Origin of the sequence: Methylobacterium sp. Leaf361 (genome assembly GCF_001424445.1) — a bacterium.
Taxonomy (GTDB): domain Bacteria; phylum Pseudomonadota; class Alphaproteobacteria; order Rhizobiales; family Beijerinckiaceae; genus Methylobacterium.
On record NZ_LMPY01000056.1, the window covers coordinates 149,710 to 173,465 of the forward strand.

At 70.9% G+C, this 23,756-nt stretch carries 20 protein-coding genes; 15 read left to right on the forward strand and 5 right to left on the reverse strand.

The features are described from left to right. The 10 genes from ASG32_RS27510 to ASG32_RS27555 all read left to right on the forward strand — a co-directional run bounded on the left by ASG32_RS27510 (position 1) and on the right by ASG32_RS27555 (position 10,868). On the forward strand, positions 1–1,521 hold the full coding sequence (locus ASG32_RS27510) for an NADH-quinone oxidoreductase subunit M (RefSeq protein ID WP_020092243.1): 1,521 nt from the start codon (positions 1–3) through the stop codon (positions 1,519–1,521). A 10-nt stretch (positions 1,522–1,531) separates the two neighbouring features. Beyond that, positions 1,532–2,977, forward strand: coding sequence for an NADH-quinone oxidoreductase subunit NuoN (gene nuoN, locus ASG32_RS27515; RefSeq protein ID WP_056532553.1), 1,446 nt, complete (start codon positions 1,532–1,534; stop codon positions 2,975–2,977). Between the two features lie 7 nt (positions 2,978–2,984). Next, positions 2,985–3,788 carry a biotin--[acetyl-CoA-carboxylase] ligase gene (locus tag ASG32_RS27520; RefSeq protein WP_056532563.1) on the forward strand — a complete coding sequence of 268 codons (804 nt, stop codon included), beginning with the start codon at positions 2,985–2,987 and terminating at the stop codon, positions 3,786–3,788. Between the two features lie 16 nt (positions 3,789–3,804). Beyond that, the gene (locus ASG32_RS27525) at positions 3,805–5,478 is read left to right on the forward strand and encodes a ribonuclease J (protein ID WP_056532566.1); all 1,674 of its coding nucleotides are present in this window, start codon (positions 3,805–3,807) and stop codon (positions 5,476–5,478) included. Between the two features lie 201 nt (positions 5,479–5,679). Further along, on the forward strand, positions 5,680–6,084 hold the full coding sequence (gene mce, locus ASG32_RS27530; protein WP_020092246.1) for a methylmalonyl-CoA epimerase: 405 nt from the start codon (positions 5,680–5,682) through the stop codon (positions 6,082–6,084). A gap of 5 nt (positions 6,085–6,089) precedes the next feature. Then, positions 6,090–6,416, forward strand: coding sequence for a DUF1467 family protein (locus ASG32_RS27535; protein ID WP_020092247.1), 327 nt, complete (start codon positions 6,090–6,092; stop codon positions 6,414–6,416). Between the two features lie 507 nt (positions 6,417–6,923). After that, positions 6,924–8,249, forward strand: coding sequence for a proline--tRNA ligase (gene proS / locus ASG32_RS27540; protein ID WP_020092248.1), 1,326 nt, complete (start codon positions 6,924–6,926; stop codon positions 8,247–8,249). Positions 8,250–8,258: 9 nt separating this feature from the next. Continuing rightward, positions 8,259–9,581: a lipoprotein-releasing ABC transporter permease subunit gene (locus ASG32_RS27545; RefSeq protein ID WP_082558078.1), complete on the forward strand. Its 1,323-nt coding sequence runs from the start codon at positions 8,259–8,261 to the stop codon at positions 9,579–9,581. Between the two features lie 13 nt (positions 9,582–9,594). Further along, positions 9,595–10,308 carry an ABC transporter ATP-binding protein gene (locus tag ASG32_RS27550; protein WP_020092250.1) on the forward strand — a complete coding sequence of 238 codons (714 nt, stop codon included), beginning with the start codon at positions 9,595–9,597 and terminating at the stop codon, positions 10,306–10,308. A gap of 299 nt (positions 10,309–10,607) precedes the next feature. Next, entirely contained in the window at positions 10,608–10,868 is a 261-nt protein-coding gene (locus tag ASG32_RS27555; protein WP_056532569.1) for a hypothetical protein, read from the forward strand. Positions 10,869–11,041: 173 nt separating this feature from the next. Here the strand turns inward: ASG32_RS27555 and ASG32_RS27560 are convergent, their stop codons facing one another. Beyond that, positions 11,042–12,409, reverse strand: coding sequence for a glycosyltransferase (locus ASG32_RS27560; RefSeq protein WP_244492250.1), 1,368 nt, complete (start codon positions 12,407–12,409; stop codon positions 11,042–11,044). A gap of 440 nt (positions 12,410–12,849) precedes the next feature. On the opposite strand from ASG32_RS27560, the gene dnaE reads away from it, so the two are divergent. Continuing rightward, a complete protein-coding gene (dnaE, locus tag ASG32_RS27565; RefSeq protein WP_056532572.1) occupies positions 12,850–16,368 on the forward strand; it encodes a DNA polymerase III subunit alpha in 3,519 nt (1,172 codons plus the stop codon). A gap of 188 nt (positions 16,369–16,556) precedes the next feature. Here the strand turns inward: dnaE and ASG32_RS27570 are convergent, their stop codons facing one another. After that, on the reverse strand, positions 16,557–17,231 hold the full coding sequence (locus ASG32_RS27570) for a L,D-transpeptidase (RefSeq protein WP_056532575.1): 675 nt from the start codon (positions 17,229–17,231) through the stop codon (positions 16,557–16,559). 101 nt (positions 17,232–17,332) lie between these two features. On the opposite strand from ASG32_RS27570, the gene ASG32_RS27575 reads away from it, so the two are divergent. Continuing rightward, positions 17,333–18,244 carry a LysR family transcriptional regulator gene (locus ASG32_RS27575; protein ID WP_020092257.1) on the forward strand — a complete coding sequence of 304 codons (912 nt, stop codon included), beginning with the start codon at positions 17,333–17,335 and terminating at the stop codon, positions 18,242–18,244. 64 nt (positions 18,245–18,308) lie between these two features. Here the strand turns inward: ASG32_RS27575 and ASG32_RS27580 are convergent, their stop codons facing one another. Next, the gene (locus ASG32_RS27580) at positions 18,309–18,932 is read right to left on the reverse strand and encodes a hypothetical protein (protein WP_056532577.1); all 624 of its coding nucleotides are present in this window, start codon (positions 18,930–18,932) and stop codon (positions 18,309–18,311) included. Positions 18,933–19,107: 175 nt separating this feature from the next. Here ASG32_RS27580 and ASG32_RS34630 point away from each other — a divergent pair, with 175 nt between their 5' ends. Beyond that, the gene (locus ASG32_RS34630; RefSeq protein WP_020092259.1) at positions 19,108–19,251 is read left to right on the forward strand and encodes a hypothetical protein; all 144 of its coding nucleotides are present in this window, start codon (positions 19,108–19,110) and stop codon (positions 19,249–19,251) included. Positions 19,252–19,320: 69 nt separating this feature from the next. Here the strand turns inward: ASG32_RS34630 and ASG32_RS27585 are convergent, their stop codons facing one another. Together ASG32_RS27585 and ASG32_RS27590 are read right to left on the reverse strand one after the other, a co-directional pair. Further along, positions 19,321–20,016 (reverse strand): gamma-glutamylcyclotransferase, encoded by a 696-nt coding sequence (locus tag ASG32_RS27585; RefSeq protein WP_056532580.1) that lies wholly within the window; start codon positions 20,014–20,016, stop codon positions 19,321–19,323. Between the two features lie 20 nt (positions 20,017–20,036). Further along, positions 20,037–20,462: a hypothetical protein gene (locus tag ASG32_RS27590; protein WP_056532583.1), complete on the reverse strand. Its 426-nt coding sequence runs from the start codon at positions 20,460–20,462 to the stop codon at positions 20,037–20,039. A 136-nt stretch (positions 20,463–20,598) separates the two neighbouring features. On the opposite strand from ASG32_RS27590, the gene recO reads away from it, so the two are divergent. Continuing rightward, positions 20,599–21,318 carry a DNA repair protein RecO gene (recO, locus tag ASG32_RS27595; RefSeq protein ID WP_056532586.1) on the forward strand — a complete coding sequence of 240 codons (720 nt, stop codon included), beginning with the start codon at positions 20,599–20,601 and terminating at the stop codon, positions 21,316–21,318. A 175-nt stretch (positions 21,319–21,493) separates the two neighbouring features. Further along, positions 21,494–23,740, forward strand: a complete 2,247-nt coding sequence (gene parC, locus ASG32_RS27600; protein WP_056532589.1) for a DNA topoisomerase IV subunit A — start codon at positions 21,494–21,496, stop codon at positions 23,738–23,740. The last annotated feature ends 16 nt before the right edge of the window (positions 23,741–23,756 follow it).

Below are 23,756 nucleotides of genomic sequence, written 5' to 3' on the forward strand. Positions count from 1 at the left end.
ATGCTCGGCCTCGGCATCCTCTCCGGCCTGCTGATCGTGCCGCTCTGCGGCGCGGCCTTCATCCTCACGCTGAACGGCGACGAGGAGTCGGTCGCTCGCAACAGCCGCTGGGCCGCGCTCGCCACCACGATCGTCACCTTCCTGCTCTCCCTGGTGGCGTGGAGCCGCTACGACACCGCCTCGTCGAGCTTCCAGCTCGTGGAGAGCCACGCGTGGCTCACCGAGACGATCCGGTTCAAGCTCGGCGTCGACGGCTTCTCGATGCCGCTGATCCTGCTGACCACGTTCCTGATGCCGTTCTGCATCGGCGCCTCGTGGCACTCGATCCACTTCCGGGTAAAGGAGTACTTCGTCGCCTTCCTCGTCCTCGAGACGACGATGATCGGCGTCTTCGCCGCCCTCGACCTAGTGCTGTTCTACCTGTTCTTCGAGGCCGGCCTGATCCCGATGTTCCTGATCATCGGCATCTGGGGCGGCGCGCGCCGGGTCTACGCCAGCTTCAAGTTCTTCCTCTACACCCTGCTCGGCTCGGTGCTGATGCTGCTCGCCGTGATGGCGATGTACTGGCAGGCCGGCACCACCGACATCCCGACCCTGCTGCAGTACCGCTTCCCGGTGCAGATGCAGACCTGGCTGTGGCTCGCCTTCTTCGCCTCCTTCGCGGTGAAGATGCCGATGTGGCCGGTCCACACCTGGCTGCCCGACGCCCACGTGGAGGCGCCCACCGCCGGCTCGGTGATCCTGGCGGGCATCCTCCTGAAGATGGGCGGCTACGGCTTCATCCGGATCTCGCTGCCGATGCTGCCGGTGGCGAGCCACGACTTCGCGCCGTTCGTCTTCGCGCTGTCGGTGATCGCGATCATCTTCACGTCGCTCACCGCGATGATGCAGACCGACATCAAGAAGCTGATCGCCTACTCGTCGGTGGCCCATATGGGCTTCGTGACGCTGGGCCTGTTCACCCTGAACGAGCAGGGCATCCAGGGCGCGCTGTTCCTGATGATCTCCCACGGGATCGTGTCGGGGGCGCTCTTCCTCTGCGTCGGCGTCGTCTACGACCGGATGCACACCCGCGAGATCTCGGCCTATGGCGGCCTCGTGAAGCGGATGCCGCTCTACGCAGTGGCCATGATGGTGTTCACGATGGCCAATGTCGGCCTGCCGGGCACCTCGGGCTTCGTCGGCGAGTTCCTGGCCATGCTCGGCGCCTTCAAGGCGAACCCGAACGTGGCGTTCTTCTCGACCTTCGGCATCATCCTGTCGGCGGCCTACGCCCTCTGGCTCTACGCCCGGGTGATCTACGGGAAGCTGGAGAAGCCGAATCTCCAGGGCATCCTGGATCTCGACACCCGCGAGAAGATCATCCTGGCGCCGCTGGTCGTCCTGACGATCTACTACGGCGTTCACCCGGCCCCCGTGCTCGACGTGTTCGCGCCCTCGACCGACGCGCTGATGGCGAGCATCAAGACCGCGCTCTCGAACACCCAGACGGCCGCCGCGGCGCTGCCGATCCCGCGCTGAGGCGGACACCATGACAACCGTCCACTCCGTCCTGCCCTCGCTGGCGCCGCTCATGCCCGAGCTGATCCTCGGCGTCGGCGTCATGGGCCTGATCCTCTACGGCGCGTGGCGCGGCGACCGCTCCGCCGAGACCGTGAGCATCGGCGCCCTCGCCCTGCTCCTCGTCGCCCTGTCGGTGGTGATCTCGCAGCCGGTTCACGGCCGGGTCACGACCCTGTCGGGCGCGTTCGTGTCCGATTCCTTCGCCAAGGTGATGAAGTCGCTGGTGCTGCTCGGATCCTCGGCGACGATCCTGCTGGCGCACGACTTCTTCAAGCGCGAGCGCATCGACCGGTTCGAGTTCCCGGTCCTGATCGTGCTCTGCACCATCGGCATGATGGTCATGGTCTCGGCCAACGACCTGATCGCGCTCTACCTGGGCCTGGAGCTGCAGTCCCTCGCCGCCTACGTGATCGCCGCCTTCCACCGCGACGACGTGAAGTCCACCGAGGCCGGCCTCAAGTACTTCGTGCTCGGCGCGCTCTCCTCCGGCATGCTGCTCTACGGCGCCTCGCTGGTCTACGGCTTCACCGGCACGGTCTCGTTCCCCGGCATCGTCTCGGCGCTCAACGAGAATGCCGGGTTCGGCATCGTGCTGGGCATCGTGTTCCTGGCGGCCGGCGTGTGCTTCAAGCTGGCGGCCGTGCCGTTCCACATGTGGACGCCCGACGTCTACGAGGGCTCGCCGACCCCGGTGACGGCCTTCTTCGCCTCGGCGCCCAAGATGGCCGCCGTGGCGATGACCGTGCGGGTCTTCATCGGCGCGATGCCGGACGTGACGGCGATCTGGCAGCAGATCTTCATCTTCGTCTCGATCGCGTCGATGGCGCTCGGTTCGTTCGCGGCGATCGGCCAGACCTCGATCAAGCGCCTGATGGCCTACTCGTCGATCGGCAATATCGGCTACGCGCTGATCGGCCTGGCCTCCGGCTCGGAGGAGGGGATCAGCGGGCTCGTCACCTACATGATCATCTACCTCGCGATGACGCTCGGCACCTTCGCGATCATCCTGTCGCTCCGGCGCCGGGACGTGATGTTCGAGAAGATCGAGGACCTGTCGGGCCTGTCGCGGACCCATCCGTGGCTCGCCTTCTGCCTCGCCGCGATGATGTTCTCGCTGGCCGGCATCCCGCCGCTCGCCGGGTTCTTCGCGAAGTTCTACGTCTTCGCCGCCGCCATCAAGGCGGGTCTCGTGACGCTGGCGGTGATCGGCGTGGTGACCAGCGTGGTGGGCGCCTACTACTACCTGCGCGTCGTGCGGATCATGTACTTCGACGAGCCGAAGGAGCCGTACGAGGCGATGGCCCCGGGCCTGCGCATCGTGCTCGCCCTGTCGAGCGTCGTGGTGGTGCTGTTCTTCCTGCTGCCCGGGCCGCTGGTCGGCGCCGCCGGCCGGGCCGCGAAGTCGCTGTTCTAGGACGGCCTTGACCTACCGACTCGGGCCCTCGGCGCGCGCCGAGGGCCACCGCCTGCACGTCCACGACACCCTCGGCTCCACCAACACGGAGGCCGTGGCGCGCGCGCGCGCCGGCGAGACAGGCCCGCTCTGGGTGGTGACGCACCGCCAGGAGGCGGGCCGCGGTCGGCGGGGCAACAGCTGGTCCTCGCTCCCCGGCAACCTCGCGGCGAGCGTGCTCTGGCCGGTCGCCGGGGTCGCGCCGGACCACCTCGCCGAGTTGGGCTTCGTGGCCGGCCTCGCCCTGATCGAGGCGCTGGAGGCGGCCTGCGGCACCCTGCCGGATACCGGATCCGGCGCCGGGGCCCGATCTTTTCAGCTCAAATGGCCGAACGACGTGCTGCTCGGCGGGGCGAAGCTCGCCGGCCTGCTCCTGGAGGCGGAGACGCTCCCGGGCGGGCGGCGTGCCGCGGTCATCGGCTTCGGCGTGAACGTCGCGGCGGCGCCGGAGGGCCTCGGGGCCGCGAGCTTGGCGGCGGTGGGTTACGCGTGCGGCGCCGAGGCGCTACTGGAACATCTCTCGGACCGGATGGCCGCGCGGGCGCGCGCCTGGGACCGGGGACGGAATTTCGCTGACCTGCGCGCGGCCTGGCTCGCGCGGGCCGCGGGTCTCGGATCGGAGATCGCGGTGCACAGCGGCGGTCACATCCTGCGGGGCGTGTTCGAGACGATCGACGAGGGGGGGCGGCTCGTGATCCTCGCCCCCGACGGGAACCGGCATACCGTGACGGCGGGCGAGGTGCATTTCGGATCGGCCGCGACGGCGGCCTGAGTTTGGACGACGACAGATGGTTAAGGGACAGGAGGAGCTGGTCTTCCTGCCGCTCGGCGGCGTGGGCGAGATCGGGATGAACGCGGCGCTCTACGGGTTCGGCCCGGAGAAGGGCCGGAAGTGGATCATGGTCGATTGCGGCATGGGCTTCGCCGGCGAGGAGCAGATGCCGGGCGTCGATCTGATGTTCCCCGACCTCTCCTTCATCGAGGAGCGGCGCAAGGACCTGCTGGGGATCTTCATCACCCACGCACACGAGGACCATATCGGGGCGATCTCGGAGCTGTGGCCCCGGCTCAAGGCGCCGGTCTACGCGACCCGCTTCGCCAAGAACCTGCTGGAGACCCGGCGCCTGTCCGAGCCCGGCGCCCCGAAGGTCGAGCTGCGGGAGGTGAAGCCCGGGCGGCGCGTGACCATCGGGCCGTTCGAGCTCGAGTACGTGCCGGTCTCGCACTCCATCCCGGAATCGAACGCCATCGCCATCCGCACCGCGGCGGGCCTCGTCCTCCACACTGGCGACTGGAAGATCGACCCGACCCCGGTGGCCGGCTCGGTGACGTCGCCGGAGGCGTTCACGGCGCTCGGGGACGAGGGCGTCCTCGCCATCGTCTGCGACTCGACCAACGTCGTGCGCGAGGGCTTCTCGCCGAGCGAGAAGACCGTCGCCGAGACGCTGAAGACGCTGATCGCGGACGCGCCGCACCGGGTCGCCGTGACGACCTTCGCGTCCAACGTGGCGCGCATCCGCGCGGTCGCCGAGGCCGCCGCCGCCTGCGGGCGCGAGGTCATCGCGGTCGGCCGCGCCATGGACCGGGTGATCGACGTCGCCCGCGAGTGCGGCTACCTCGACGGCCTGCCCGAGTTCCGCCGCTCCGATTCGTGGAAGAGCCTGCCGCGGGAGCGCGTCGTCGCGCTGCTCACCGGCTCACAGGGCGAGCCGCGGGCGGCGCTCGCCCGCGTCTCCCGCCGCGACCACCCGGATATCAGCCTCACCGCCGGTGACCAGGTGATCTTCTCCTCGCGCGCCATCCCGGGCAACGAGCGCGATGTCGGCTCGATCATCAACGACCTGATCGAGCAGGGCGTCGAGGTGATCACCGACCGCACCGACCTCGTCCACGTCTCCGGCCACCCGCGCCGGGACGAGATGGTCGAGATGTACCGATGGACCCGCCCGGGCACCGCGATCCCGGTCCACGGTGAGGCCCTGCACCTCGACGAGCACGCCCGCTTCGCGCGGGCGCAGGGCGTGCAGAACGTGGTCAAGGCCCGCAACGGCAGCCTGATCCGCCTGAGCCCCGGCAAGCCCGAGGTGATCGACCACGTGAAGGCCGGCCGCCTGTTCAAGGACGGCGACGTCCTGATCGACGAGAAGGACCGGGCGATCCCTGAGCGGCGCAAGCTGATGCAGGCCGGCCTGGTCTCGGTGGCGATCGCTATCGACGAGGACGGCGTCGTGCTCGGTGAGCCGGCGGTGGACATCATCGGCCTGCCGAACCGCGGCCGGTCCGGCGAGCCGCTGATCGAGACCGTGGTGGACGCCGTCTCCCGCACCCTGTCGGGGATGTCGCGTGGCAAGCTCAAGGACTCGGAGAGCGTCGAGAAGACGGTCGACCGGGCGGTGCGCACCGCGGTCAACGAGGTGTGGGGCAAGAAGCCGGCCTGCCACGTGCAGGTGGTGGAGGTGTGAGGCTGGCTGCCGATCCCGGGGCGCTGTAACCTGCGGGGCCGCGCGGCAGCCGACCTTTACAGATCGGCTGCCGGAGGCGGCGCGAATCCCCTCTCCCGCGCGGGAGAGGGGGCAGGTCGCGTCCGGGTGTACGGGCGGAGCCGGCCCCGGGAACAAACGAAGCTCCCGGTCAGGGAGCCAGCATGCTGGGGAGGAAACACCATGATCGGCCGTCTCAACCACGTGGCTATCGCCGTGCAGGATCTCGACGCCGCCTGCGCGGTCTACCGCGACACGCTGGGCGCGACGATCACCGCGCCCCTGCCGCAGCCCGAGCACGGCGTCACCGTCGTGTTCGTCGAGCTGCCGAACAGCAAGATCGAGCTGATGTCCCCCCTGGGCGAGGGCTCGCCGATCGAGTCCTTCGTGGCCCGCAACCCGGGCGGCGGCATCCACCACGTCTGCTACGAGGTCGACGACATCCTGGCCGCCCGCGATCAGCTCAAGGCGCAGGGCGCCCGGGTGCTCGGCACCGGCGAGCCGCGGATCGGCGCGCACGGCAAGCCGGTCCTGTTCCTGCACCCCAAGGACTTCCTCGGCACCCTGGTCGAGCTGGAGCAGGTGTGAGCCGGATGATGAACGCGCTGGCCCGCTCGACGCCGGTGACCCTGGCGGCGATCACCGTCCTGATCGCCGCCTTCGTGGCGGCGGCGGTGAGCCTGTTCAAGCTGACGGTGGGCGGGGCGATCGCCCTCTACTTCGTGGTCTGGTGGACGCTGCTCTTCGCGGTCCTGCCCCTGCGCAACCAGCCGGAGACGCGGCCCAGCCACGTGGTGCCGGGCCAGGATCCCGGGGCGCCGGCGGCGCCGCGACTGCGCGAGAAGGCGATCTGGACGACGCTGGTCGCGGGCGCGGCCTTCCTCATCGCCCTGGCGGTGTTCCCGCTGACCGGGCTCTAGGACGGCTTGGAGCGGCGATCCGGGAAGCGCCGCCGCGGCGGGCCACCGCCCGAAACCAGATGGGCGCGGGCCTAGCGGGTGGTTCGACACGGCCGCGCCGACCGGACCCAAGAATAAAAAAAGCAAGGCCCGAGGCCTTGCTTTCAAGCTTCACTGGCTCGACCTTGAAATATCCCTCGCATTGGCTGCGGGGCGGTCGCTTTTCCTCCCGAGACTCGGACCTTGCGCCACCTCTTCCGGGCGTCGCAAACATCGCCGGACGCTTATAGGAACAACAATTCGTGTTGTCACCGGGTCTGCGAGAAAAATCTGCGCTTTCTTGCCGGCAAATGGGCATACCGCTTTCCGCCTAGGCAGCGGCCTCAGCGCGGCCGGGCCGCCGCCTCCGGTTCGCCGCGATTACGCCCCGCCGTGGTCGCGCAGTGCTTGTAATTTGCGTCTCCGGCGTGTTGTGTGCCGGCGCGCCGCGGCTCCTCCCGGCCGATCCTCTTCCAAGACTCTGACGACATGCGTCTCTCCCGCTACTTCATGCCGACCTTGCGCGAGACGCCCAAGGAAGCCGAGATCGTCTCGCACCGGCTGATGCTGCGCGCCGGCCTGGTCCGCCAGGAAGCCGCCGGCATCTACGCCTGGTTGCCGCTGGGCCTGCGGGTTCTGGAGCGCGTCTGCGCGGTGATCCGGCGGGAGCAGGACCGGTCCGGCGCCGTCGAGATCCTGATGCCGACGGTGCAGTCCGCCGAGCTGTGGCGGGAATCCGGCCGCTACGACGCCTACGGCAAGGAGATGCTGCGCCTAAAGGACCGGCACGACCGCGAGATGCTCTACGGCCCCACAGCCGAGGAGATGGTCACCGAGATCTTCCGGGCGAGCGTGCGCTCCTACAAGGACCTGCCCAAGAACCTCTACCAGATCTCGTGGAAGTTCCGCGACGAGGTGCGGCCGCGCTTCGGCACGATGCGCTCGCGCGAGTTCCTGATGAAGGACGCCTACTCGTTCGATTTCGACCAGGCCGGCGCGCGCCACGCCTACAACCGGATGTTCGTGGCGTACCTGCGCACCTTCGCGGGCCTCGGCCTGAAGGCGATCCCGATGCGCGCCGATACCGGCCCGATCGGCGGCGACCTGTCCCACGAGTTCATCATCCTGGCCAAGACCGGCGAGAGCGAGGTCTTCTGCGACAAGGCCTATCTCGACTTCGACATCCCGCCAGCGACCGTCGATTTCGACGACGTCGCCGCCCTCCAGGGCATCGTCGATGCCTGGACCTCGCACTACGCGGCCACCGAGGAGATGCACGAGCCGGCGGCCTTCGCGGAGGTTCCGGAGGACAACCGCATGGCGGCCCGCGGCATCGAGGTCGGGCACATCTTCTACTTCGGCACCAAGTATTCCGAGCCGATGGGCGCCAAGGTCGCCGGTCCGGACGGGATCGAGCGGCCGGTCCATATGGGCTCCTACGGCATCGGGCCGAGCCGGCTGGTCGCCGCCATCGTCGAGGCCAGCCACGACGAGGCCGGGATCATCTGGCCGGACTCGGTGGCGCCGTTCGACGTCGCGCTGATCAACCTCAAGGTCGGGGACGCGGCCACCGACGCCGCCTGCGCGCAGATCCAGTCCGACCTCGAGACCGCCGGCCTGTCGGTGCTCTACGACGACCGCGACGAGCGTCCCGGCGCGAAGTTCGCCACCGCCGACCTGATCGGCCTGCCCTGGCAGGTGATCGTCGGGCCCAAGGGCCTGGCGGAGGGCAAGGTCGAGCTGAAGCGGCGTGCCGGCGGCGAGCGCGAGAGCCTCGCGACCGTCGATCTGCTGGCACGCATCCGGCGCGTCTGAGGCGTGCCGATGGCCGCCTCAGCGAAGCTGGACCGGGTTCGGACCTTCGCGGCCTCGTTCGCGGCCTCCTTCGCGGCCTCGTTCCGCCAGGGCACCGCGCCCTTCGCGCCGTTCGAGTGGATCCTCGCCGGCCGCTACCTGCGCGCCCGGCGCCGGGGCGGCGGCGTCTCGGTGGTGGCGTTCTTCTCGGTGCTCGGCATCGCGCTCGGCGTCGCCACGCTGATCATCGTCCTGTCGGTGATGAACGGCTTCCGCGCGGAACTGCTGTCGAAGATCGTCGGCATCAACGGCCACCTGTTCGCGACGCCCATCGACCGGCCGTTCAACGACTGGACCGACCTGTCGGACCGGCTGTCGAAGGTGGCGGGCGTGCGCGCCGCGGTGCCGCTGGTCGAGGGCCAGGCCTTCGCCTCGTCGCAGTACGGCGGATCCGGCGTCATCATCCGCGGCGTGCGGGCGGCCGACCTCGACGCGCTGGCGGCCGTGTCCTCGGCGATCCGCGGCGGCACCCTCGAAGGTTTCGACGACGGCACCGGCGTGCTGATCGGGCGGCGGCTCGCCGACACGCTGGGCCTGCAGGCCGGCGACACGATCACGCTGGTCACGCCCAAGGGCTCGTCGACGCCCTTCGGGACGGCGCCGCGCACCAAGAGCTATACGGTCAAGGCGGTGTTCGAGGTCGGCATGACCGAGTTCGACCAGACCTTCGTGTTCATGCCGCTGGCCGAGGCCCAGGCGTTCTTCAACAAGGACGGCGACGTGAGCATGATCGAGATCTACGTCGACGATCCCGACCATGTCGGCGACATGCGCGAGCCCCTGGAGATGGCGGCCGAGCGCCCGATCCTGCTCACCGACTGGCGCCAGCGCAACCGGACCTTCTTCGGGGCCCTGGAGGTTGAGCGGAACGTCATGTTCCTGATCCTCAGCCTGATCGTCGTGGTGGCGACCCTCAACATCGTCTCCGGCCTGATCCTGCTGGTGCGCGACAAGTCGAGCGACATCGCGATCCTGCGCACCATGGGGGCGACGCCGGGCACGATCATGCGGGTGTTCCTGATCAACGGCGCGCTGATCGGCGTCGTCGGGACGCTCAGCGGGCTCGGCCTCGGCGTCCTGATCACGCTGAACATCAAGCCGATCCAGCACGTGCTGTTTCCGGGCGCATGGGACCCGACGGTGCGGTTCCTCGCCGAGATCCCGGCCCAGATGAACCCGAAGGAGATCACCGCCGTGGTGATCACCTCCCTGCTGCTGTCGCTCGCGGCGACGCTGTATCCCTCCTGGCGCGCCGCCCGGCTCGATCCGGTGCAGGCCCTCCGCTACGGCTGACGGGCCGCATCCGATGAGCGATTCGAGCCAGACCGCCGGCGACCAGCCGGTGCCGGCGCTGTTCTTCTCCCGCGTCGAGCGGCGCTACGCCCAGGCCGAGGGTGCCCTCGAGATCCTGCGCGGGGCCGACCTCGCGATCTGGCCGGGGGAGTTGGTCGCGCTGGTGGCGCCGTCGGGAGCCGGCAAGTCGACCCTGCTGCACCTCGCCGGCCTGCTGGAGCGGCCGGACGGGGGCGAGATCTATATCGGCGGTCAGCCCACGGCCGCGATGGCGGATTCCGAGCGCACGCGCCTGCGGCGCGAGGAGATGGGTTTCGTCTACCAGTTCCACCACCTGCTGCCGGAGTTCTCGGCGCTGGAGAACGTGGTGATGCCCCAGCTCATCCGCGGCCTGAAGGCCCCGGAGGCGAAGGCCCGCGCCACGGAACTCCTGAGCTTCCTCGGCCTCAAGGAGCGGCTGCCGCACCGTCCGGCGGAGCTGTCGGGAGGCGAGCAGCAGCGCGTCGCCATCGCCCGGGCGGTGGCCAACGGCCCGCGGCTGCTGCTCGCCGACGAGCCGACCGGCAACCTCGATCCCGGGACGGCGGGCCACGTCTTCTCGATCCTGATGGCCCTGGTCCGCGCCTCGGGGCTCGCCGCCCTGGTCGCGACCCACAACCTGGAATTGGCCGCCCGCATGGATCGGCGGGTCACCATCCGGGACGGGCTGATCACGCAGCTCGACTGAGCGGGCCACCCGCTGAGCAGGTCTCCCGTGTGCCGGCGCAGCGACGGCACGCGCGGCGGCGCGCCCCTTGCACGCCGCGCCCCGGCAGCCTCGATCAACCACAGGGCGCATCGCTCCCGGCCCGCGACGCCAGCCGGGCCGCGGACCTCCGAGCCACGCAAGTGCACGCGATCTTTAATCCGTCGCGCCGCGTGCGACGCGTCACGTCGCGGAAGACACCGGGCCCCTATCTTATGATCACGCAAGACAAAACAGAGCCGAACAACCGGCCTGTACTGCGTTATCTCTGGAGCCTGACCATGAATACCCGTATCGCCGCAGCCGTCACCGCACTTGTCCTTGGCGTTGCCCCGATCTCGTCCGCTCTGGCGGCGAACGGCGCCCGCTGGACGGGCCTCGCTCCCTACGAGGTCGAGACCACGGGCTCGCTCGGACTGGGGGTCCACGACAATCCCAACTACGTCGGCTGCCCGCTGAGCTCGGCCGCCGAGGGCAACGCCGACCAGCAGACCCGGCCGGTGAAGCAGTACGGCCAGACCTCCGGCGGCTACCGCTGCTGAGCCGACGCGAGGACGGATGAAGCTCAAGGCTCTCTCCTACGTCATGATCGGCGCCTTCGTGAGCGGCCTGCTCATGACGTTCGTCGGTTCGGCCACCGCGCTGCTCGGGCAGTAATCGAAAGGGCGCCGCTTCCGTCGGAGGGGGCGCCCCCCGCGTTCGGGCAGCCGGCGGGTCAGGACGCGCGGGACGGGCCGGGACCGGACTCGGCGGCCGTCAGCCGCTCGACGTAGTCGCAGGCGTCGAGGACGGCGTCGCGGCCGTCCGCCATCCGCGCCCGGGCCGCCGCGCAGGCCCGCGTCACCGCGGGGTCGGCGAGCAGCCGGCCGAGGACCCGCGCCGCCCGCGCGGGCCGGAAGGCGCGGCGGCTCAGGGTGGCGCCGAGATCCCGATCCTTCAGCCGCCGCCCCTCGTCGAAATGGTCGAAGGCCACGGGCACCACCAGCTGCGGGACGCCCGCGGCCAGCGCCTGCGCCACCGTGCCGACGCCGCCGTGGTGGACCAGCGCCGCGCTGCGCGGCAGCAGGGCGCTCAGAGGGGCGTAGGGCAGGTGGATGATCCCGGCCGGCAGCGGCTTCGGGATCTGCCCCCCCTGCGGGGCGAGCAGGACGCCGCGCCGGCCCATGCGCCGGCACAGCCGCACCGCGGTGTCGAAGAAGCCGGCGCCCTGGCGCATGGCCGAGCCGTAGGTGAACACGATCGGCGGGTCGCCCGCCTCGAGGAACGCTTCCAGCTCCGGCGGCATGGACGCCACGTCGCCGAAGCGGTCGACCAGCGGGAAGCCGAGCTGCACGGCCTGGCCCGGCCAGTCGGCCTGCGGCTCCGCGTACCAGTCGGGGAACATCAGGAGCATGCCGGTCGGGCTGTTCCACCAGTGCCGCAGCCGGTAGACCGGATCGAGGCCGAGACGCGCCCGCAGGGCGTTCAGCGGCGGGAGGGTGAACGGGCCGACCGCCACTTTGTCGACGCCGAGATTCACGTAGGCCCGCAGGGCGGCCGGCAGGACGCGCGGCAGCGGCAGGCCCGGCAGGCGCGGCGGATCGTACCGGCTCTCGATCAGGAACGGCATGACGTGCAGCGTCGCGGTCGGCAGATCGTAGAGGTCCTGCGCGAGCCGCGCCCCCCAGCCCAGCGGCGAGGCGACCACCCGCAGGTCGATCCCCCGGGCGCGGGTCGCGCCGAGCCACAGGCAGGCCGGCTCGGCCACCCGCAGGGCGTAATCGAACATCGGGCGGAACCCCTGCTGCGGGTGCCACAGATCCGGCTGGCGGATCACCGCCTCGTAATCGGCGACCGTGCCCAGGGGCTGGAAGGCGAGGCCGGCCCGGCGGGCCATCGCCTCGAACGGGGCCGGGGCCGCCAGCGAGACGCCGTGGCCGCGCTTCAGGAGCTCGTGCCCCAGCGCGATGAACGGAAGCACATCGCCGTGTGTGCCGACGGCCACGAGGGCGACGTCGAACCGTTCGACCGTCCGGTGCTCGGGAATGGCTTGCTCCTTCGAACTCCCCAGCCAGTGACGAGCTCGTCTCGAAGGCGGGGGCATGCCAGCCCGCCCGATCCGCATCAAGACACTTTTTACCCTGTCGAAGAAACGGGGCCACCCTGTGATCCGCAGACCCTTTCCATAGAACAAAACATGAACATACTAGGGCCGGAACACAGGAGGCAGGTCGATGCTGAAGCGGGTGATCCTGACCGGAATGGTCGAGTTCATGGCGTTCGGGATGCTGTTCGCGGCGGTGGGCGCCTGGGCGATAGCCTTGGCACCGGTTCGTTAGCCGGATTTTTCCGAAGACTGCCCGGTTCCGTCCGCGGACGGGTTATGCACAGGCGATCGCCCCGTAGGCGCCGATTGTCCACAGGGCCGGGCCGAACTGGTGCTTCCGGGGCACGACCGGTGGATATCGTCCGGCGGCGGCGCGGCGCACGTCGACTTGAGGCCGGCGAGCGGGGATGCTGCCCGACCCCGGAACAAGGTCGGCCATGCCACGCCAGCTCAAGGAGGTCGGATTCGTCCACCTCCACGTCCACTCGTCCTATTCCCTGCTCGAAGGGGCGCTGAAGGTCGGCTCCCTGATCAAGGCGGCGGTCGCCGACAGGCAGCCGGCCCTGGCCCTGACCGACACCAACAACCTGTTCGGCGCGCTGGAATTCTCCGAGAAGGCGGCCGGGGAGGGCGTCCAGCCGATCGCCGGCGTGCAGCTCTCTGTGGCGTTCGAGGCCGCGGACCCGCACCAGCGCCAGGCGCCGACCAGCCACGGCGTCGTGCTCCTCGCCCAGGACGAGTCCGGCTACGCCAACCTGCTGCGGCTGGCGAGCCGCGCCTATTTCGACACGGCCCTCGGCGAGGCGCCGCGCCTCGATGCCGGAGCGCTCGCGGGCGCCTCCGAGGGGCTGATCGCGCTCACCGGCGGGATGGCGGGCCCCCTCGACGCGGCCTTCCGGGCGGGCCGGCCGGAGCTCGCCCTCAACCGCCTGAAGCGCCTGAAGGAGACGTTCGGCGAGGACCGGCTCTACGTGGAGATCCAGCGCCACGGCCAGTCCGAGGAGGCGCGGATCGAGACCGCGCTCCTCGACCTCGCCGGCCGCCACGGCCTCGGGATCGTGGCGACGAACGAGCCCTACTTCGCCAAGCCCGACGACTACGACGCCCACGACGCGCTGCTCGCCATCGCGGAGGGCCGCCTCGTCTCGGATGAGCGCCGCCGCCGCCTGACGCCGAGCCACGCCTTCAAGACCCGGGCCGAGATGGCCGAGCTGTTCCGCGACCTGCCGGACGCGCTCCAGGCGACGGTCGAGATCGCCATGCGCTGCGCCGTCCGTGCGCGGACCCGCAAGCCGATCCTGCCGAATTTCGGCGCCGTGGCGGCCGGCGAGACGCCGCCCATGGCGGAGGCCCTGGCGGAGGCGTCCGACGCGGGCGCGCGGGCGGTCTCGGCCGACGAGCCGACCGAGCTGCGCCGGCAGGCCGAGGCCGGGCTGGAGCTGCGCCTGAAGCAGCACGGCACGGCGCCGGGCTTCTCCGAGGAGGATTACCGCAAGCGCCTCGAATTCGAGCTCGACGTCATCGTCAAGATGAAGTTCCCGGGCTACTTCCTGATCGTCTCCGACTTCATCAAGTGGGCCAAGGACCACGACATCCCGGTCGGTCCGGGCCGCGGCTCGGGCGCCGGCTCGCTGGTGGCGTGGTCGCTGCTCATCACCGACCTCGACCCGCTCCGGTTCGGCCTGCTGTTCGAGCGCTTCCTCAACCCCGAGCGCGTCTCGATGCCGGATTTCGACATCGACTTCTGCGTCGAAGGCCGCGAGCGGGTGATCCGCTACGTGCAGCAGCGCTACGGCGAGGGGCAGGTCGGGCAGATCATCACCTTCGGCACGCTGCTCGCCCGCGGCGTGCTGCGCGACGTCGGCCGCGTCCTGGAGATGCCCTACGGGCAGGTCGACAAGCTGACCAAGCTCGTGCCGCAGAACCCCGCCAACCCGGTGACGCTCGCCCAGGCCATCGAGGGCGAGCCCAAGCTCCAGCAGGCCATGGAGGAGGAGCCGATCGTCGGCCGCCTCATCGACATCTCCAAGAAGCTCGAAGGCCTGCACCGGCACGCCTCGACCCACGCCGCCGGCGTGGTGATCGGCGATCGGCCGCTCGAGGAGCTGGTCCCGCTCTACCGGGACCCGAAGACCGGCATGCGGGTCACCCAGTTCAACATGAAGTGGGTCGAGCAGGCGGGGCTGGTGAAGTTCGACTTCCTGGGCCTCAAGACCCTGACGATGCTGCGGTGCTGCACCGATCTGCTGAAGCAGCGCGGCATCGACATCGACCTCGCCTCGCTGCCGCTCGACGACCCGAACACCTACGGGCCGATGGGCCGGGGCGAGACGGTCGGCGTGTTCCAGGTGGAATCGGCCGGCATGCGCAAGGCGCTCTGCGAGATGCAGGCCGACCGGCTGGAGGACATCATCGCCCTGGTGGCGCTCTACCGGCCGGGCCCGATGGCCAACATCCCGGTCTATTGCGAGCGCAAGCTCGGCCGCGACGCCGGCAACGAGGCGTCCTGGTACCCGGATCCGAAGCTGGAGCCGATGCTGAAGGAGACCTTCGGCATCATCGTCTACCAGGAACAGGTGATGGAGATCGCCAAGGTGCTCGCCGGCTACTCGCTCGGCGAGGCCGACATGCTCCGGCGCGCCATGGGCAAGAAGATCCGCGCCGAGATGGACGCGCAGCGCGACCGGTTCCTTAAGGGCTGCACCGAGCGCGGGCTGACCAAGGCCAAGGCCAACGAGATCTTCGACCTGCTCGCCAAGTTCGCCGATTACGGCTTCAACAAGAGCCACGCGGCGGCCTACGCGCTGCTGACCTACCAGACCGCCTACCTGAAGGCGAACTTCCCCGTCGAGTTCCTGGCCGCCGCCATGACCCTCGACATCGACAACACCGACAAGCTGGCCGAATTCCGCCAGGACGCGCAGCGCCTGAAGATCACGGTCGAGCCGCCCTCGATCAACACCTCCGGCGAGGTGTTCGCGGTGCGCGACGGCAAGATCTTCTACGCGCTGGCCGCCATCAAGGGCGTCGGCCGCGAGGCGGTGCGGGCGCTGGTGGAGGCCCGCGGCGACCGGCCGTTCAAGGACCTCGCCTGCCTCGCCCGCCGGCTGAACCCGCGGATGATCAACAAGCGCACCCTGGAGAGCCTCGTCCAGGCCGGGGCGCTCGACTGCATCGAGCCCGACCGCGCGCGCGCCTTCGCGGCGGTGGAGCCGATGATGAAGCTCGCCGCCAGCGCGGCGGAGGCGGAATCGGCCGGCGTCACCGACATGTTCGGCGGCGTGGTGGCGGACGACGTGTCCCTGCGGATCCCGCCGCACGAGATCTGGCCGATGGCCGACACGCTCAAGCGCGAGTACGCGGCGATCGGGTTCTTCATCTCGGGCCATCCGCTGGATGAGTACGGCGACCTCTTGGACAAGCTGCGGGTGCAGAGCTGGACGGATTTCTGCCGCGCCGTGCGGGCCGGGACGTCGAGCGTCGGCCGCGTGGCGGCCTCCGTGCTCGACCGGGCGGAGCGGCGGACCAAGACCGGCAACAAGATGGGCATCGTCACCCTGTCGGACCGGACCGCGCATTTCGAGGCGATCATCTTCTCCGAGGGGCTCGGCCAGTACCGCGACATCCTGGAACCGGGCCGACCGCTGGTCCTCCAGCTCCAGGCGAACCTGGAGGGCGAGGACGTGCGCGCCCGCATCCTCACCGCGGAACCCCTCGACCAAGCGGTCGCCCGCCACCAGAAGGGCATCCGCATCCATCTGAGCGACCCGCGCGGCGTCGCGCCCGTGCAGCAGCGCCTGTCGATGCGGGGCGAGAGCGAGGTCTCGCTGATCCTCAAGCTCGACGGCGGCGAGCGCGAGGTGGAGATCCGGCTGCCGGGCAAGTTCCAGGCGAGCCCGGCGCTCGCCGGCCAGCTCCGGACCGTGCCCGGGGTGGTCCAGGTGGAGGTGAGCTGAGGGGCGGCTGATACCAAGCGCCTGTGGGTTCGGTCGGCCCGCGCCGTCTTCGCGAGCGGAGCGAAGCGATCCAGGGACGCGCCACGCTCGATGAGGGCGCGCGACACGGGGTTGCTCCGCTCGCACGGACGGGTAGGCTTTTGTGAGTTCTGTCGCCGGGAATTGTAGGTGCGTGCCCGTCGAGGCCCTCAGCTCGCCGCCGTCCCGCTGGCCGCCAGCACCACCGCCCGGCTCCCCACCGGCACGCGGGCGTACAGGTCGATGATGTCCTGGTTCAGGAACCGCACGCAGCCCGACGACACCATCGTGCCGATGGTCTGCGGCTCCGTGGTGCCGTGCAGGCGGTAGAGCGTGTCGCCTCCGTCCCGATAGAGGTAGAGCGCCCGCGGACCGAGCGGATTGCCGGCCCCGCCGGGCAGGCCGCCGGCATAGGGCCCGTAGCGCTCGGGCTCCCGCTTGATCATGGCCTGGGTCGGCGTCCAGCGCGGCCATTCGGCCTTGCGGGCGATGACGGCCGCGCCTCGGAAGTTGAACGCCTCATCGCGCCCGACGCCCACGCCGTAGCGGATGGCGCGCCCGCCCTCGCGCACGCAATAGGCGTAGCACGCCGAAGGATCGACCACGATCGTGCCCGGCGGCTCGGCCGTGGCGTAGGCCACCTCCCGGCGCAGGAAGCGCGGGTCTATCGCGGACAGGTCCACCGCCGGCACGGGGAAGGGCTCGCCGTCGAGCGCGGCGTAGAGGGCCGTGTAGGCCGGGTCGACGGGCGGGCGCAGCGTGGCGACGGGGCGCGGCTCGCGGGTGACGCAGCCGGCGACGAGCAGGGGCGTGCCGGCGAGCAGGCTGCGGCGGGTCGGAAACATCGATGCTGCGCTCCAAGGTCTGGCGACGACGCACAGAACCGCCACGCGGCCGCCCCGTCCATCGGCTATGGGGTGATCACACCCATAACCGGATGGCATCCATGGATCTGACGCTGGCCCTGCGCGCGTTCCTCCGGACCGTCGAGCGCGGCTCGATGACCGCGGCCGCACGCGACCTCGCGGTGTCGCAGCCGGCGATCAGCAAGCATCTGCGCAATCTGGAGGCCCAGGTCGGTGCGCGGCTCCTCGAACGGTCCGCCCGGCTGGTGCGTCCGACCCAGCAGGGCCAGCGGCTCTACGCGGCCTGTCAGCCCGCGCTCGCCACGATCGACGCCGCCCTGGAAGATGCCCGCACCGAGGCCGGCCGCATCGAAGGCCGGCTGCGGCTGCACGCGCCCGCCTGCATCGGGGCGGCCCATCTGCACCGGATCGTGGCGGCGTTCCAGGCCGAGAATCCGCGGGTCACGGTCGATCTCGTGCTGGACAACCGGCTGATCGACCTCGTCTACGAGGATTACGACCTCGCGCTCCGCTACGGCCGGCCCCACGGGCAGGACGTCGTGACGCGGCGGCTCGGCTGGGTGCGCCGCATCCTGGTCGCCGCCCCGGCATACTTGGCGCGGGCCGGCGGCATCGACGCGCCCGGGCAGATCGCCGACCGGGCCCTCGTGACGACCACGTCGGCCCTGGACGACCGGAACACGCTCGTACTCCAGCACGGGCGCGAGACGCTGAGCCTCGCCGTCCGCCCGGCCCTGCGGACCAACAGCGCGGAGGTGCTGTTGGCCGAACTGCGCGCGGGACGGTACATGGGCCCGGTCCAGCACCTGCTGGTCGCCGAGGACTTGGCGGCCGGCCACCTCGTCCGCGTCCTGCCCGCGTACGAGGTGCGCTCGACGGACGCCTATCTGGTCTACCCGTCCGTCCGCCACATGCGCCCGGTCGTCCGCGCGTTCACCGACTTCGCCGTGCCGCGCATTCGCGCCATCGAGGGGATCAGCCACGCCGGTTGACCGGCTCCGGTGCGCTGCGGCCACGACGAACGGGCCGGGGTGGCCGACCGCCGCGATCGCGACCCTAGAACGGCGCCGCGAGGCAGCCGCTCAGGGCGCCCTTCAGCGCGGCGGCGTCGGCCTCCGCCACCGTGAACGTGGCCGTCAGGGTCGCGTCCTCGCCGCGCGGACTCGCCTGCGTCCAGGTCAGCTTCGTCCCGGGCTGGACGAGGGCCAGGGCGACCCCGCGCAGCGGATCCTCGCCGCGGCGCGCGCCCGCCACCGTCAGCGTGAAGCCCGCATCGGCCCCGGTCGCGGCGCCGCGGACCGGCATGCGCACGGAGCGCACGCTGCCGGCGCTGGAGACCAGGAGGCCGGTCAGGGGCTTCTCGCTGTCGGCCCCTTCGAGGCCCGCGAAATCGAAGCGCGGCGCCAGTTCGGCGAAGCGCGGCACGGTCAGCGCCGCCGACAGGCCGGTGCCGCCCGGATCGCAGGCGACGTGCAGGGTCGCCGGCCGCTGGTCCGCCGCGAGGGTCGCGGTGCCGCTCAAGTCCGCGCTGCCGCCGGGCGCCCGGGCGCTGCCGGCGAGCAGGGGGGTCCGGCCGGTCAGGATGTCGGACAGGCTGTCGCCGCGGCTCAGCGGCCCGGCAAGCAGAGCAACGGCGGCGATGACGACCACCGCCAGGGCCACGCCGATCCGGAGCCGCATCCTATCCTCCGCCTGTGGACATCACGGGCCGGCGGCATAGACGATCGCGGCCGCATCGCAACCCTCCGTTCACCACGTCCGCAGGGAATCGGCCGCCGACGCGCCCGCGTGCACCGCAGCAACTCGGCAAAAACCGATCGTTCCTATGCACCGACGCTCAACCTTGAGCGTCGCCATGCGCACGAAGATCCTGCTCGTCCTCACTCTCCTCGTCTACGTCACCACCGGCCGCGCCCCCGGCATCCGGGAGCCGCGCAATCCGGACGCGGAGCACGGCGGCGGGCGCCTCGTGGTCGCGACCAAGCGGGCCTGGATCTGAACCGCTGCCCGGTCGACGCGACCGTCCTCGCGAGCGCGGCTGCACCGACGCGCTCGACAGGAGACGGTCTCACCCCCCGGGCGCGCAGGCCCTGAGGCGCGCGGCCACGAGGGCCTGGAGGCTCCAGAGGTGGCGGTCGCGGATGCCGAGGCGCTCGCAGGCCTCCACGGTCCGGAACAGGTACTCGGCGCTCGGCCCTTTGTGGCCGCAGGCCGCGGCGATCTTCTCGGCGATCTCGGAATCCGAGAGGCGTCCGGCGTAGCGGTCGCTGGCGCGGTTCGCCAGGAAGGTCAGGGCCGGGACGGTCCCGGCCTCGGTGGCGACCGGCAGCCAGCGGGCGACGTAGCCGCGGCCGCGCATCTCGCGGCGCCAGACCGGCATCAGCGCCTCGCGGATCTCCATGCCGGGCAGGCGGAAGGCCACGCCCCGGCACAGGCCGCCGCGGTCCAGCGCCAGGACGAAGCCCGGCCGTTCCGGCGTGCCGCGGAACCGCCGCTGGAGCAGGCAGAAGCGGCGGTGGAAGCCGCGCACCGTCCCGATCCGGCGCTCGGCCACCGGGAATTCCGGGTTCCACATCAGCGAGCCGTAGGCGAAGACCCAGAGGTCGCTGCCCTCGCGCCCGGCGACGATCGCGTCGAGCCCCGGGCGCAACTCGGCGTCCGACAGAACCTCGAGCGCGCTCGGGTCGTCGGGGATCGGGACGGAATGGGCGCGGGCGATCAGGTCGAGGCTGAGGTCGAGATTGCGGACGGACGCGGCGGGCATGGGCCCTCAACGCCCGGGCCTCACGGCTTGTTGCCCAGCGCGTCGAGTTCGGGGAAGGGCCGGGTGCGGTGTCCGGTGCAGACCTCGTCGTCGTCGAGCACCGTGAGCCGGTCGTTGTCGTAGCGCAGCGCCACCCTCGGACGCTCGGGCTTGCCGAAGGTCCGGCCGTACATCCGGCCCGACACGCAGTAGATCACCCCGCCCCCCTCGGCGATTGGCCCGGCGATCCGGCTGCCCGCGAACCGCACCGGCAGCAGCGAGACCGCGCCGAAATCGACCTGCCTCAGCGCCAGGGCGGCGATCCGCCGGAGGAGGGCCGGGGAGGGGTCGGCCTCGGCGGCGGGCTCGGCGGCGGGCTCGGCGGCGGGCTTCGGTGCGCGCGGCGCGGCCTGCGCGCCGGCGGCGAGGAGGACCAGCAGGGCGGCGAGGGCGGCGCGGAGCGGCATCGGTCATCGCTACCCGGCCAAGGTTGCCCGAGGCTGGGACCGCGCGGGGCAGCGCCGGCGGCCGCGGCCCCCTATATGAGAGACAGGCGCGGAGCGCGCCTCTCACCCGATCTCTCACACGAAGACGCGACGTTCGATGCAGTGGACCGACGACGCCCTGGTGCTCGGCCTGCGCCGGCACGGGGAGACCGGCGTCATCCTCGAGGCCATGACCGAGGCCCACGGGCGCCATCTCGGCCTCGTGCACGGTGGGCGCTCGCGCCGGATGCAGCCCGTGCTGCAGGCCGGGAACCGGGTCCGCGTGACGTGGCGGGCGCGCCTCGACGAGGGTCTCGGCGCCTACGCGGTCGAGCCCCTCGAGTCACAGGTCTCGCGGCTGATCGGATCGAGCCTCGCCCTCTACGGCATGAACCACATGGCCGCGCTGCTGCGGCTCCTCCCCGAGCGCGACCCGCATCCGGCGCTCTACGCGGCGGCGGGGATCCTGGTCGAGCACCTCGACGACCCCGCCATCGCCCCGCCCCTGATGGTGCGGTTCGAGCTGGCGATCCTGTCGGAACTCGGCTTCGGCCTCGACCTCACCGCCTGCGCGGCCACCGGCGGCAACGACGCCCTGGCCTACGTGTCGCCGAAGAGCGGCCGGGCGGTCAGCGCCTCGGCCGGCGAGCCCTACCGGGACCGTCTCCTGGCGCTCCCGACCTTCCTGCACGCGGGCGGTTCCCCGGGTCCCGACGGCGTTGCCCAAGGGTTTACCTTGACGGGATACTTCCTCGACCGGCACGTCTGGGGCCCCCGCGGCCTCGGGCCGCCCGAGGAGCGGGCGCGATTCGTTGCGCTCGGCCGCGAGGCCGGGTAATGTTCGTGTTCTGTTCTTGATACCCCGTCGTCGTTCCGGGTGCCGAAGGCGCGCCCGGAATCCAGAACCACCGTCCGCGCGCACGCGCGGGACGTCGGCGGCTCTGGATTCCGGGCCCCGCTGCGCGGCCCCGGAATGACGGCGCGCGGTGAAGACGTTGTAGTGAGGAGCCGTCATGGGCCAGCCCTTCGAGCCGCCGTCCGGCGACGGGATCGAGAGCGTCGAGCTGAAATCCGCGCTGGAGGAGCGCTACCTCGCCTACGCGCTCTCCACGATCATGCACCGGGCCCTGCCGGATGCCCGCGACGGGCTGAAGCCCGTGCACCGGCGCATCCTGTACGGGATGCGGCTGCTGCGCCTCGACCCGACCACCGCGCACAAGAAGTGCGCCAAGATCGTCGGCGACGTGATGGGCGACTTCCACCCCCACGGCGACCAGGCGATCTACGACGCGCTCGTCCGGCTCTCCCAGGACTTCGCCCAGCGCTACCCCCTGGTCGACGGCCAGGGCAATTTCGGCAACATCGACGGCGACGGTCCCGCGGCCTACCGCTACACCGAGGCGCGGCTCACCGAGGTCGCGCGCCTCCTGCTCGACGGGATCGACGAGGACACGGTCGACTTCCGCCCGTCCTACAACGGCGAGAAGGAGGAGCCGATCGTCCTGCCGGCGGCCTTCCCGAACCTGCTCGCCAACGGCAGCCAGGGCATCGCGGTCGGCATGGCGACCTCGATCCCGCCGCACAACGCCGCCGAGCTGTGCGACGCGGCGCTCTACCTGATCAACCATCCCGAGGCGACCTCGGGGCAGCTCGCCAAGTTCGTCCAGGGCCCGGACTTCCCGACCGGCGGCATCCTCGTCGATTCGGCCGAGTCGATCGCCGAGGCCTACCGGACCGGGCGGGGCGCCTTCCGGGTCCGCGCCCGCTGGGCCAAGGAGGATCTCGGCCGCGGCACCTGGAACATCGTCGTCACCGAGATCCCCTACGGCATCCCGAAGGGCCGGCTCATCGAGAAGATGGCCGAGCTGCTGCAGGAGAAGAAGCTGCCGCTGCTCGCCGACGTGCGCGACGAGTCGGCCGAGGACGTACGCGTGGTGCTGGAGCCGCGCTCGCGCACGGTCGACCCGGTGATCCTGATGGAATCGCTGTTCCGGCTCACGGAGCTCGAGACCCGCATCCCGCTCAACCTCAACGTCCTGGTCGGCGGCCTCGTGCCGAAGGTGATCGGGCTCGCCGAGTGCCTGCGCGAGTGGGTCGACCACCGCCGCGTGGTCCTGCAGCGCCGCTCGCGCTACCGCCTCGGCCAGATCGACCGGCGCCTCGAGATCCTGGGCGGCCTGCTCATCGTCTATCTCGACCTCGACGAGGTGATCCGCATCATCCGCGAGGAGGACGAGCCGAAGGCCGCCCTCATGGCCCGGTTCGAGCTGACCGAGCTCCAGGCCAACGCGATCCTCGACACCCGCCTGCGCTCCCTGCGCAAGCTGGAGGAGATGGAGCTGAAGCGCGAGTTCGAGGCGCTGACCGCCGAGAAGGCCGAGATCGACGCCCTGCTCGCCTCCGAGCCGGCGCAGTGGAAGGCGATCCAGGCGCAGATCCGCGCGGTGAAGAAGACCTTCGGGCCCGAGACCAAGCTCGGCAAGCGCCGCACGACGCTGGCGAGCCCGCCGGATGTCGGCGGCATCGACTTCACGGCGGCCCTGGTCGAGCGCGAGCCGATCACCGTGATCGTCTCGACCAAGGGCTGGATCCGGGCGCTCAAGGGCCACGTCGCCGATCTCTCGGGCGTCGCGTTCAAGGGCGACGACACCCTGAAGATCGCCTTCCCGACCGAGACGACCCAGAAGATCCTGCTGCTCGCCACCAACGGCAAGGTGTTCACGCTCGAGGCCTCGAAGCTGCCGGGCGGCCGCGGCTTCGGCGACCCGGTCCGGCTGATGGCCGACCTCGACGACGGCACCGAGATCGTGGCGGCGCTGCCGTACCGGCCGGAGACCAAGCTGCTGATCGCCGGCTCGGACGGACGCGGCTTCGTGGCGCCCGCCGACGCGCTCGTGGCCAACACCCGCAAGGGCAAGAGCGTGCTCGGCCTCGACGGCGACGCCACGGCCGCCGTGCTGGTGCCGGCCGACGGCGATCACGTGGCGGTGGTGAACACCGAGAAGCTGCTGCTGGTCTTCCCGGTCTCCGAGGTGGCGGAGCTCGCCCGCGGCAAGGGGGTCCGGCTGCAGCGCTGCCGCAGCGGGACGCTGCTCGACGCGCACGTGTTCAAGCTCGCCGACGGCCTGCCCTGGCAGGACGGCTCGGCCGAAGGCCGGCTCGCCAACGTCTCGGTGCTGGAGAAGTGGCTCGGTCACCGGGCGGAGGTCGGGCTGATGATGGCGCGCAGCTTCCCGAAATTCGAGCGGTTCGGACGGTGAGGAGCCGCGGAGGGTG